10 protein-coding genes are annotated in these 11,745 nt (G+C 70.4%); 3 read left to right on the top strand and 7 right to left on the bottom strand.

Annotated elements, in window-relative coordinates; genetic code table 11:
- Positions 1–497: 497 nt before the first annotated feature.
- Positions 498–1,679 (bottom strand): M20 aminoacylase family protein, encoded by a 1,182-nt coding sequence (locus BLR05_RS24730; RefSeq protein WP_092840294.1) that lies wholly within the window; start codon positions 1,677–1,679, stop codon positions 498–500.
- Entirely contained in the window at positions 1,676–2,374 is a 699-nt protein-coding gene (locus BLR05_RS24725; protein WP_092840292.1) for an HAD-IA family hydrolase, read from the bottom strand. Before BLR05_RS24725 ends, BLR05_RS24730 begins: the two co-directional genes overlap by 4 nt.
- Positions 2,375–2,926: 552 nt before the next feature.
- Between BLR05_RS24725 and BLR05_RS24720 the strand changes: the two genes are divergently transcribed.
- Both BLR05_RS24720 and BLR05_RS24715 read left to right on the top strand, forming a co-directional pair.
- The gene (locus BLR05_RS24720) at positions 2,927–3,676 is read left to right on the top strand and encodes a hypothetical protein (RefSeq protein ID WP_092840297.1); all 750 of its coding nucleotides are present in this window, start codon (positions 2,927–2,929) and stop codon (positions 3,674–3,676) included.
- Between the two features lie 199 nt (positions 3,677–3,875).
- On the top strand, positions 3,876–4,793 hold the full coding sequence (locus BLR05_RS24715) for a DMT family transporter (RefSeq protein ID WP_092840289.1): 918 nt from the start codon (positions 3,876–3,878) through the stop codon (positions 4,791–4,793).
- Between the two features lie 25 nt (positions 4,794–4,818).
- Here BLR05_RS24715 and BLR05_RS24710 read toward each other — a convergent pair whose 3' ends face one another.
- Complete coding sequence (locus tag BLR05_RS24710) at positions 4,819–5,937, bottom strand: PA0069 family radical SAM protein (protein WP_092840286.1); 1,119 nt, start codon at positions 5,935–5,937, stop codon at positions 4,819–4,821.
- 138 nt (positions 5,938–6,075) lie between these two features.
- On the opposite strand from BLR05_RS24710, the gene BLR05_RS24705 reads away from it, so the two are divergent.
- On the top strand, positions 6,076–6,690 hold the full coding sequence (locus BLR05_RS24705) for a hypothetical protein (RefSeq protein WP_225978907.1): 615 nt from the start codon (positions 6,076–6,078) through the stop codon (positions 6,688–6,690).
- Positions 6,691–6,777: 87 nt separating this feature from the next.
- Here the strand turns inward: BLR05_RS24705 and BLR05_RS24700 are convergent, their stop codons facing one another.
- The 4 genes from BLR05_RS24700 to BLR05_RS24685 all read right to left on the bottom strand — a co-directional run.
- Positions 6,778–7,983, bottom strand: coding sequence for an acyltransferase family protein (locus BLR05_RS24700; RefSeq protein WP_092840280.1), 1,206 nt, complete (start codon positions 7,981–7,983; stop codon positions 6,778–6,780).
- Between the two features lie 157 nt (positions 7,984–8,140).
- On the bottom strand, positions 8,141–9,097 hold the full coding sequence (locus tag BLR05_RS24695; RefSeq protein ID WP_092840277.1) for an NAD(P)H-dependent flavin oxidoreductase: 957 nt from the start codon (positions 9,095–9,097) through the stop codon (positions 8,141–8,143).
- 65 nt (positions 9,098–9,162) lie between these two features.
- Complete coding sequence (locus BLR05_RS24690) at positions 9,163–10,956, bottom strand: acyl-CoA dehydrogenase (RefSeq protein ID WP_092840275.1); 1,794 nt, start codon at positions 10,954–10,956, stop codon at positions 9,163–9,165.
- Positions 10,957–11,083: 127 nt separating this feature from the next.
- Positions 11,084–11,745: electron transfer flavoprotein subunit alpha/FixB family protein (locus BLR05_RS24685; RefSeq protein WP_092840272.1), on the bottom strand; the 662-nt coding region annotated here is incomplete at its 5' end.

The following is an 11,745-nucleotide window of genomic DNA, read 5'->3' as shown; positions in this document are numbered from 1 at the left end:
CGTGTCCTGCGGCACGCCCGCCACCCCACCCCCTGCGCGCCCCAGGCGCATCCAGAAGGGGTGACCCGGGCCTTCGCGTTGCTCGGCCCCAAGGCCGTCGCTGCGCTCGGCCAAAGGCCCAGCGCTCCGTCCCGGGAAAAACGGTGCGCGGTGCAACGCATTCGCGCACCCCAGGCCGAGCGAAGCAATGGCCCGTATGCGGCACCCCGCCCTCGTGGCTGCGCCGAGGAGCGCAGGAGGCAAGGCGCGCAGGCGTGCCGAAGGACACGCCTGCTTCGTGATCTGACTGGCTGCGGTTGTCCGAGCGGAGCGCGCCAGCGCGCAGCGAGTTCCGCAGCCGCGCCTTGCCTCCGAGCACCACAGGCTGCCCCCTTCGCCCCAACGGGGCGAAGGGGGACGCAGACACCAGGGCTCGCCTTTTCTTTGCCTGCTTTCTTTTGGCGAAGCAAAAGAAAGCAGGTGCGCCGCCGGGCGCACATCCCGGCCCCGGGAAAAAATCACCCCACCAAAGCCCGCCGCGCCAACTCACAAAACCACCCCACCCCCAACCCCATCACCTCATCATTGAAGTCATAGCAAGGATGGTGCAGCGGCCGCTCCCCCTCCGGCCCCGGATCCGCCCGCCCCTGCCCCAGCCAGAGATACGCGCCCGGCCTGCGCTGCAGCATGAACGCGAAATCCTCCGATGTGAACGCCGCGCGCGGCGCTACCTCGGCCTGCAGGCCGATGGCGGCCGCGGCGTCCAGTGCCAGCGCAGCCTCGGGGGCCGTGTTGATGGTGGCCGGGTAGTAGCGCAGGTACTGGACCTCCACCGTGGTGCCGCTCGCCAGCGCGATGCCCTGGCAGGCGGCACGCAGCGCTGCCTCGATCCGGTCCTGCGCCTCGGGGTCGAAGCTGCGCACGGTGCCTGTGATGCGCACCTCGGCGGGCAGCACGTTGTGGCTCTGGCCGCCCTCGATGCGCGTGACGGAGACCACGGCCGATTCACCGGGGTCGATGCGCCGCGACACGATGGTATTGAGCTGGGCGACGAGCTGGCTCGCCGCCAGGATCGCATCGGGCGTGTGGTGGGGCTGCGCCGCATGGCCGCCGCGGCCGCGGACGGCGATGTCGAAGCGGTCGGCCGCCGCCATGATGGGACCGGGCCGCGTGCGTGCCGTGCCCACAGGCAGGTCGGGCCAGTTGTGCAGCGCATAGACGCTGTCGCACGGAAAGCGCTCGAACAGGCCGTCCTCGATCATGCGCCGCGCGCCGCCCTGCCCCTCCTCCGCGGGCTGGAAGATGAAATGCACCGTGCCGTCCAGCCCGCCCGTGCGCGCCAGCTGGTGCGCCGCACCGATCAGCATGCTCGTGTGCCCGTCGTGCCCGCAGCCGTGGTGGGCGCCCGCATGGCGGCTCGCGTGCGGCGAGCGACCGAGCTCCACCATCGGCAGCGCATCCATGTCGGCACGCAGGCCCACGCTGCGCGGCCCCGTGCCCATGCGCAGCGTGCCCACCACCCCGGTGCCGCCGATGCCCTCGTGCACCTCCAGGCCCAGCAGCCGCAGCGACTGCGCCACGATGCCGGCCGTGCGGCGCTCCTGGTAGGCCAGTTCCGGGTGGGCATGCAGGTCGCGGCGCAGCGCGACCAGGTCGGGCAGCAGGTCGGCGACGGGCCGGGCGACGTCCTGCAGGCTCATTGCCCGGCCTCTACCGCGTCGGCCAGCTGCGCCAGCGTATGGAAGTGGTAATCCGGCACGGTGTGCTCGGATTCGATGGTGCCGCCGGAATCCTTCATGCCGTGGCGCCGCTCGATCCAGCAACTGCGGATGCCCAGCTGCCGCGCGATGCCGATGTCGTGGTACTGGCTCTGCGCCACATGCAGGTTGTCCGCCTGCCGGAAACCCCAGGCACCCTCGTAGCGGCCGCGCGCATAGGCGAAATAGCATGCATCGGGCTTCTCGCACAGGGCATCGTCGGCGGACAGCAGCAGGTCGAACGATGCGCCGAGCGTGCGGTCGAAATGTGCCAGCGCCCAGGCCTGCGCATTGGTCATCGTCACCAGCTTGAAGTGCCGGCGCAGGCGCTGCAGCGCCCCGGGCGCGTCGGGAAACGCCGGCCAGCGCGGCACGGAGTCGCGAAAACCCTGCGCGAGTGCATCGCTGTCGGGCAGGCCCAGCTGCGGAGCGATCGCATGCCAGCAGCGCACGAGATCATCGGGATACGCATCGGTATCGCCGCTCTTGCGGGCCGCGCGATAGGCCGCGAGGAACGTCTCGTCGGACACGGGCGAACCCGGCACGGCCTCGCGCAGGTAGGCCAGCATGCCGCCCTCGAAATCGATGAGGGTGCCGACAACGTCGAAAGTGAGCACTTTGAAATCACGCAAGGCCATGGGTCGAACTCCTGGAAATTTCCAAAAAAGGAAGCTTAGGAATTTCTGCTCCTTCCGCGCGGCCAAAACCAGCTCCCCAACCGCAGCGAATTGCGTTTTCACGGCGGGGGCCGCAGATTCTTCTTGCATCCACGGCACCGTGGATCCGCGCACTTGCCGAGACAAAGCGCTTCGCCCCGCAACACTGCACTTCGCAGGCGCACGAAGATTCCAGCCAGTCCGCCGGAGCATGGGAATTTCTCCCACGCACAGCCGCGGCCCACCACCATGACCAAACTTCTCGCCTGGCTCCACAGCGGCACGACGTCGCGCAAACACTCTCCACCCGGAGCCGCACCGGAAGGCTCAACGTCGAGCGCCGGCCCCTCCTCGCGCCGGAGCAGCAGGCAAGCCACGCCATCGGTGCCGATTTCACCCCGCCGTGCCCAGGCATCCACATCCAGCCCGCCACCGCGCAATGCCTTGCCGGAAACGCCACGGGTTGCAGGCCACCCCATCGCATCGGGCCCGCACGCCGGAGCAGACTTCCACGGCTTGCAGGACGAGGCTGCGATGGACCTGAGCGACGAAGGCATCGAGAATTTGCTCAAGGGTCTGCGGGACGACGGATGGATTTCCGGGGAAACCCACGAAATGGAAGACGCCGGCCCATGGCCGGGGCGCTCGGACACCATGAATCCGTGGTCGAGAGGGCACACCGGCCCCCGGGAGCCGCGCCCTCCGTCCCTGCCGACCCTCCGCGAGCGCCCTGCGGACGAGGCGGCGCCTCCCGAAGGCATGACGCTCCGGGAAGCGATGCGGCGGGAGAAGGTGGAAGACGCAGAGGAGCGCCGCCAGCGCCTCCGTGAAGAGAATCCCCAACCCCCGGTCCCCCACTCGGGATACGCTCGGTTGCGGCCGATGGCATCACCCACCCAGGCGCATTCCCCGGGAGCACGCACGCCCATGGACGGATCGGAGGCCAGCAGCCGCACGGACTGGCATTCCTTGGCATCCTCCACGGAATACGAGGACGCGCGAACCTCCCAGTCGCTCACCAGCCTCTACCCGAAAGCACCGTCGCCATCCCTGGCCAGTACGGCTTCGTACCATGACGCGATGGCATCGCTGCAGGACACCGGAAGCCCGACGGATACGGGCACGGAGGCAGCAGACCCCGCCCCTCGCCCGGCCTCCGGTACCCGGACTGCCACGCACCCCGCGTCCGGCAACGGCGCCATGCTCGATCGCTGGCTGACGGAACCCATGCCGCCCCGGGACCATCTGCTGACGCGGTTGCACTTGCAGGAGAAGCGGGACTGACGCCGGCGCGTGCTGCATAAGGTACGCAAACGCCTCCCGGCTGATGCGCCAGCCGCGGTGGCGTGTGCCCCGCGCGGCATGGCCGGATCGCCCCGCTCCGCTGAAGGAGGCAACCCTTCGCTCCAGCACGAAGCATCCCGTCCTCGCCTGACAGGAGACTTTCCAGTGTCCCGCACCATCGGCCACCGGAAAAACCTCCATGCCATCCAGCCCGCCTGCACCCATCGTCCGTGAACTGGCCCTGCTGCTCGCGCTCTCCACCTGCTGGGGAGCGTCCTACACCTTCATCCGCATCGGCGTCGAAACCATTCCGCCCGTCACCCTGATCGCGGCCCGAACCTTCGTCGCAGGCCTGCTGCTGCTGGGCATCGCCCGCTGGCGCCGCCTGGCACTGCCCCGGGATGGGCGCACCTGGGCGGCCTTCCTGCTGCAGGCCTGCCTGAACAGCGTGGTGCCGTTCACCTTGATCGCCTGGGCCGAGCAGACGGTGGACGCCGGGCTGGCGACGGTGCTCAACGCCACATCGCCCCTTTTCGCCGTGCTGCTCGCCGCGCTCGCGCGCCGCCATCCAGCCGCCACGGCACGCCAATGGATGGGCGTGGCCTGCGGCCTGCTGGGCACCTGCTTCATCGTCGGCATGGAGACCTGGCAGGGCCTCGGGCACGGCACCCGGGCCCAGCTCGCCATCGTGGCAGCCTCGGCGTGCTATGGGGCTGCATCGCTCTTCGGCCGGCGGTTCGGCGGCATGGACCCGGTGCTTCCCGCCGCAGGCTCGCTGCTGTGCGGCGCGGCCGTCCTGCTGCCTTTCAGCCTGCTCTGCGACCGCCCGTGGACCATCGCCGCAAGCCCGGCATCCCTGCTGGCCCTGCTCGCCCTCTCGGTGCTCTCGACCGCGCTCGCCCTGGTGCTGTACTTCCACCTGCTGCGCACTCTGGGCAGCGTGGGCACCACGGCACAGGCCTATCTGCGCGTGCCCATCGGCGTGGGGATCGGCGTGGTGTTCCTCGGAGAGAGGCTGCAGCCCGCGGCATGGGTCGGAATCGCATGCGTGTTGGCGGGCGTGGCGGCGATGGCGCTGCCCCGGCGCACTTCGGGAAAAGCCCGAGGCAGCGCTTGATACCTGGAGGCTTGCGCCAGGCGGTTCAGAACAGGCTCCCCTGCCCCCTCGCCAACCCGGGCCGGTACTGCGCCATGTCCAGCTCGATCCGCTCACGGTTCAGCCCCAGCCGCCGGCACGCGGCCATGAACCGCTGGCGCAGCAGGTCGGCCCACAGGCCCTTGCCCTTCATGCGGGAGCCGAAGCGGCTGTCGTAGGTGCGGCCGGCCGCGCGCGCTTCGGCATCCAGGCCGTGCAGGTCCTGGATGCGCGCCATCACCCGCTCCGCACGCTGTGGGTAGTGCAGCTCCAGCCACTCGCGCATGAGCCCGTCCAGCTCCCACGGCAGGCGGATGGCGGTGTAGAAGGCCGAGGTGGCGCCGGCATCGCGCGCGGCCTCCAGGACCTGCTCCATGTCCTCGGTGATGAACGGGATCTGCGGGGCCACGCTCACGCCCACCGGAATGCCCGCCTCCACCAGGGTGCGGATCGTGCGCAGCCGGCGGTGCGGGGCCGCGGCGCGCGGTTCCAGCCGGCGCGCCAGCACGGGGTCGAGCGTGGTGATCGTGACGTAGGTCGCGGCCAGGCGTTCGTGCGCGAGCGGCGCGAGCAGGTCGATGTCGCGCTCCACGCCGCTCGACTTGGTGATGAGCGAGAACGGGTGGCGCACATCGCGCAGTACCTCGATGACGGCCCGCGTGAGGCCCAGGTCGCGCTCCACCGGCTGGTAGCAGTCGGTGGCGGAACCGACGTTGAGCAGGTGGGGCACATGGCCGGGGCGCGCAAGCTCGTTGCGCAGCACCTCGGCAATGTTGTGCTTGGCGATGATGCGGGTCTCGAAATCCAGCCCCGGCGACAGGTTGAGGTAGCTGTGCGTGGGCCGCGCGTAGCAATAGACGCACCCGTGCTCGCAGCCGCGGTAGGGATTGACGGAATGGTCGAAGAAGATGTCGGGTGAATCGTTGGTGCAGATCGCACTGCGTGCGGTTTCCAGGATGACCTGGGTGGCGGGCGGGGGCGGCGCACCGTCTTCCCCCTCCTGCGCCGCGGGCCCGCCCCAGCCATCGTCGAATGCGGCGCGGGCATCGCGCATGAAGCGGTGCGGCGTGCGTGCCGCCGTGCCGCGGCCCTTGATGCTCTGCAGGGGAATGTGGACTTCGGTCATGGGCAACTCCAGGTGCACCGGAAAACTGTATGAATATACAGCCATCGGATACACTGTGGGCAGCACGAGATTTCGCTCCATGGCACAGTGGGGCAACGCTCAGGCATCCCCTGCCACGCTTTACCCGCCCCTGCTCCCATGAACCCGCCGTCTGCCGCTTCCGCAGTTGCCCCCCAGGTTCCGGCCTCCCTGCCGGAGCTCCCTCCGTCGTCCGGATTGCCGCAGGGCGGGTCTTCGGCGTCGGCCCCCGGGCCGGACCGTGCGCGGGCGGTGGCCGAGACCGGCTGTGCCGCCACCCGGCGCTGGCTGCGCGGCGACTGGACGCCCGAATGGTTCTGCGCCTTCCTGGCGGGCAACCGGCGCGAGCAGGGCCGCTTCCGCCAGGAACTGGCCACCATGCGCGGCTCCGTGGCATGGCTGCTGCGGCAGCGCCGCCAGGGCCGCTGGAGCGCCGAGGAACGCGAACGCCTGCGCGGCCTGATGCGCTCGGCCTCGGCTGTCAGTCCCTATCTTCTGATCTGGGCGGTGCCGGGGTCGATGCTGCTGCTGCCGTTCATGGCCTGGTTTATCGACTGGCGCCGCGGCGCGCGCGAACGCGCGGCCCTGGCCGTGGTGCCGATGGAAGACGGCTTGCCGGTGGTGGCCGTGCTGGCTGCTCCGGCGCTGCCCGCAGCCACTGGCGCCCTGCCCCGCGAGCCGGAAGATGGCCTGCTCATCGACGCTCCGCCCCAGCCTGCAAGCCACGCCCGCTGACCCGCCTGCGCCGGCGGGCCTGCGTCCGGCCTTGCCGGTGCGCAGCCATGCCAGGCAGGAAAGACCGGGGTGTTTCCCGGCGGGGTTTCAGCCCAGGCGGCCTGCCGCCAGGACCACCACCAGGCCGGCGCCCACCAGGCCCGCCTGCCAGCGCAGTGCCACCGTCCACGACGGCACATGCCGCTCCACCCGGTCGTAGAGCAGGCGTCCCGCCGCGATGGACAGCCCCAGCGCTGCAGCCATGCCCAGGGCGTTGAAGGCCACGGAGTCGGGCCAGGCCGTGGTGACTGCTGCGTTCACTAGCAGGCACACGGGAAAGTGCACCAGGAATACCGAATAGGAAATGCGCCCCAGGCGCGCCGGCCAGTGACGCCATGCGGGATCCACCGGCGCCGCGGGTAGAGCCGGCATCTGCGCGGCCGGCGTGCCGGGTCGCTGCAGTGCGGCGCGGCCTTCCAGCCAGCGCAGCACCACCACCAGCCCGAGTGCCGTGCACCATGCCACGGCGATGCGCTCCCGGAAATCCAGCGCCAGCGCCACCGCGCCCCAGAGGCCGATCAGCAACAGCCAGGCGGCAGTGGCACGGCTGCCGCGCGGCGCGGCCACGGCCCAGCGCGCCATCATGCCCAGTCCATAGGCACCGAAGAAATACACCGCCCAGGCGTCCAGCGCCGGATGGCGGTTGAACACCCAGAGCGACAGCGCCGTGGCCACCGCCACACCCGCACGCGCCAGGGGCTGCACAGCCTCGCGGCCCAGCGTGGGCAGCACACGGGCCCCGCGGCGCGCGGCGGCCAGCAGCAGCGCCGAGAGCGCGAAGAGCTGGAAGTCGATCGCCACGTACCAGACGCCGGCCGACAGCGCCTCCTCGCCCACGATGTCCTGCAGCATCAGCGCGTTGGCCAGCAACTGCGGCAGGCTCGGTCCCGAGGGCACCGAGGGATGGTCGAGCCAGGGCCGCACCGCCGCCGCGGCCAGCACGGCCAGCACCAGGGCCACGGCATACGGCACCACGAGGCGCACGAAGCGGCGCCCGATTTCCGGCGCGGTGCCGTTCCAGCGCGGCCCCCCTGCGGCGGCGAGCCGCCCCGCCGCCAGGTAGCCGCCCAGCACCAGGAAGACCTGCACGGCCATCCGGCCATGGTTGGTCAGCCAGGCGATGAGCCCGGGCATGAGCGGCTGGGCCACTTCGGACATGGGCCCGTAGAAGGCCAGGTGGTGCGCCACGATCGTGGCACAGGCGATGCCCTTGACCGAATCGATCAGGGTGCTGCGGGACGGTGAGGACGGCATGCGGGGAGCGCGCACGCTGCGGCACACCCGGCAGGGCGGCGCGCGGCGCGAAGACGGTTCTTGGTGTTATGGGGATCCGTGGGGGCGGTATTTTGCCCCAGCAAGGCCGTCCGCGGGAGGCCGGGCCGCCCCGGTGCGCGGAAAGCGCCGCGGCCGTTCAGAGCGCCAGGCGTTCGCGGGCCGCAGCGTACTCGCGGCGCAGGCGCCCGACCAGCTCGGCCGCGCCCGCCACCTCGGTGATCGCACCGATGCCCTGCCCGCAGCCCCAGATGTCCTTCCAGGCCTTCTTCGCGTCGCCGCCGAAGTTCATCTTGCTGGGATCGGATTCGGGCAGGTGGTCCGGATCGAGCCCGGCGGCACGGATGGAGGGGGCGAGGTAGTTGCCATGCACGCCCGTGAAGAGGTTGCTGTAGACGATGTCGTCGGAGTTGCCGTCCACGATGGCCTGCTTGTAGGCCTCCTGCGCACGGGCCTCGTGCGTGGCGATGAAGGCCGAGCCGATATAGGCGAAGTCGGCGCCCATGGCCTGCGCGGCCAGGATGGCGCCGCCCGAGGCGATCGAGCCCGAAAGCGCCAGTGGCCCCTCGAACCACTGGCGGATTTCCTGGATGAGCGCGAACGGGCTCTTGATGCCCGCGTGGCCGCCCGCGCCCGCCGCCACGGCAATCAGGCCGTCGGCGCCCTTCTCGATGGCCTTGCGGGCGAACTTGTTGTTGATGATGTCATGCAGCACCACGCCACCCCAGCCGTGCACGGCCTGGTTCACGTCCTCGCGCGCGCCCAGGCTGGTGATGACGATCGGCACCTTGTACCTGGCGCAGACCTCCATGTCGTGCTCCAGCCGGTCGTTGCTCTTGTGCACGATCTGGTTGATCGCGAACGGTGCGGCGGGCGAATCCGGATGGGCGCGGTCCCAGGCCGCGAGCGCCTCGGTGATCTCGGCGAGCCATTCGTCCAGCAGTTCGGCGGGCCGGGCGTTGAGCGCCGGCATGGAGCCGACGATGCCGGCCTGGCACTGCGCGATCACCAGCTTGGGATTGCTGATGATGAAGAGCGGCGAGCCGATGACCGGCAGCGAAAGTTTCTGGAACACGGGCGGCAGGGTGCTGCGCATGGGGAAGTCTCCGGATGTTGTTGTGGACTGGACGGCGAAGGGAAGTGGTTGCGGCGAAGGGCCGCTCAGAAGGCGTCCGGTGCAAGCCCGGTCACGCTGGCCGCGCCTTCGACAATGGCGTCGCGCTGGGGCTTCGTGCGCACCAGGATGTGTTCCGCATAGAAGCGCGCCGTGGCCACCTTGGCGTGCAGGAAGGCGGCATCGCCCTGCCCGGCCCCCAGCAGCGCCTGGGCCTTGAGCAGCGCGCGGCCCAGTTGCCAGCCGGCGACGAGGTTGCCGCCCAGCATCAGGTAGGGCACGCTGCCCGCGAAGGCGGCGTTGGGGTCGGACTTGGCGTTCGCCGCGATGAAGCGCGCCGCTTCCTCGAACGCGTCGCAGGCCTCGGCGAGGCGGCGCGCCACGGCCCGGGCCTCGGGCGTGCCGGCCGCGCGCAGTTCGTCGGCCGTCCTGCGGGCCTGCGCCGCGACGGCCAGCGCCGTGGCCGCGCCGTCGCGCGCCGTCTTGCGGCCCACGAGGTCGTTGGCCTGGATGGCGGTCGTGCCTTCGTAGATGGGCAGGATGCGTGCGTCGCGGTAGTGCTGCGCCGCGCCCGTTTCCTCGATGAAGCCCATGCCGCCGTGCACCTGCACGCCCAGGCTGGTCACTTCCAGGCTCATCTCGGTGCTGTAGCCCTTCACGAGCGGCACCATGAATTCGTGGAACGCCTGGTTCTCCTTGCGCACCGTGGCGTCCGGGTGGTGGTGGGCGGCGTCATAGGCCGCGGCCGCCACGCTCGCCATGGCGCGGCAGCCTTCGGTGAGCGAGCGCATCGTCATGAGCATGCGGCGCACGTCGGGATGGTGGATGATGGCGGCGCTGCCAGGCAGGCTGCCGTCCACGGGGCGGCTCTGCACGCGGTCGCGCGCGTACTGCACGGCCTGCTGGTAGGCGCGCTCGGCCACCGCGATGCCCTGCAGGCCCACGGCGTAGCGCGCCGCGTTCATCATGATGAACATGTATTCCAGGCCGCGGTTCTCCTCGCCCACGAGATAGCCCGCCGCGCCGCCCGCATCGCCGAACTGCAGCACCGCCGTGGGCGAGGCCTTGATGCCGAGCTTGTGCTCGATGGAGACGCACTGCACGTCGTTGCGCGCGCCCGGGGATCCGTCTGCATTCACCAGGAACTTCGGCACCACGAACAGGCTGATGCCCTTCACCCCTTCCGGCGCGCCGGCCACGCGGGCCAGCACCAGGTGCACGATGTTCTCCGCCATGTCGTGCTCGCCATAGGTGATGAAGATCTTCGTGCCGAAGACCTTGTAGGTGCCGTCGCCCTGCGGCTCGGCACGCGTGCGCACCAGGGCCAGGTCCGAGCCGGCCTGCGGCTCGGTCAGGTTCATGGTGCCGGTCCATTCGCCCGTCACCAGCTTTTCCAGGTAGGTGGTCTTGAGTTCGTCGCTGCCGGCGGTGATCAGCGCCTCGATGGCGCCGTCGGTCAGCAGCGGGCACAGCGCGAAGCTCATGTTGGCGCCGTTGAGCATCTCGGCGCAGGCCGCGCCGATGGTCTTGGGCAGGCCCTGGCCGCCGAAGTCCACCGGATGCTGCAGGCCCTGCCAGCCGCCTTCCGCGAACTGGCGGAACGCGTCCTTGAAGCCCGGCGTGGTGGTCACCCGGCCGTCCTTCCAGGACGACGGGTTGCGGTCGCCCGCCACGTTGAGCGGAGCCACCACGCCCTCGTTGAAGCGCGCGCATTCCTCCAGCACCGCCTGCGCCGTGTCCAGGCCGGCCTCCTCGAAGCCCGGCAGCGCGGCGACCTGCGCGATGCCCGCGAGGTGCTCGATGGCGAACAGCATGTCCTTGACGGGGGCGGTGTAGCTCATGGGAATGTCTCCGGAATCGATGAAAACGGCCGCGGACCGGGCGGGCCGGGCAAAAAAAAGGGCACCGCGTGCGATGCCCTCATGGAGGCCCCGATGGCAGCCTGCGGCTCCGTCGGGGCCGCCGGGGTCAGAGGGACTTCACGAGTTCGGGCACGGCGGTGAACAGATCCGCCTCCAGCCCGTAGTCGGCCACGCTGAAGATCGGCGCCTCGGCATCCTTGTTGATCGCCACGATCACCTTGGAATCCTTCATGCCCGCCAAGTGCTGGATCGCCCCCGAGATCCCCGCCGCGATGTAGAGCTGCGGCGCCACGATCTTGCCCGTCTGCCCCACCTGCAGGTCGTTCGGCGCATAGCCCGCATCCACCGCCGCACGGCTCGCGCCGATGGCCGCGCCCAGCTTGTCCGCCAGCGGCGTCATCACCTCGTTGAACTTCTCCGCGCTGCCCAGCGCCCGGCCACCCGAGACGATGATCTTGGCTGCCGTGAGTTCGGGCCGGTCGCTCTTGGTGACCTCGCGGCCCACGAACTGGCTCTTGCCGCTGTCGGTGGCCGCATCGGACTTCTCCACCGCGGCCGAGCCGCCCGTGGCCGCCGCAGCGTCGAAGCCGGTGGTGCGCACGGTGATCACCTTCACGCTGTCGCTGCTCTGCACCGTGGCGATCGCGTTGCCCGCGTAGATCGGGCGCTCGAACGTGTCGGGGCCATCGACCTTGGTGATGTCGCTGATCTGTGCGACATCGAGCTTGGCGGCCACGCGCGGGGCCACGTTCTTGCCGCCGGCCGTGG

Source organism: Paracidovorax cattleyae, from assembly GCF_900104515.1.
In the GTDB taxonomy this organism is placed as follows: Bacteria; Pseudomonadota; Gammaproteobacteria; order Burkholderiales; family Burkholderiaceae_C; genus Paracidovorax; species Paracidovorax cattleyae.
The sequence above is the reverse complement of the archived record's forward strand: the minus strand, read 5'-3'. Positions and strand labels throughout refer to the sequence as shown.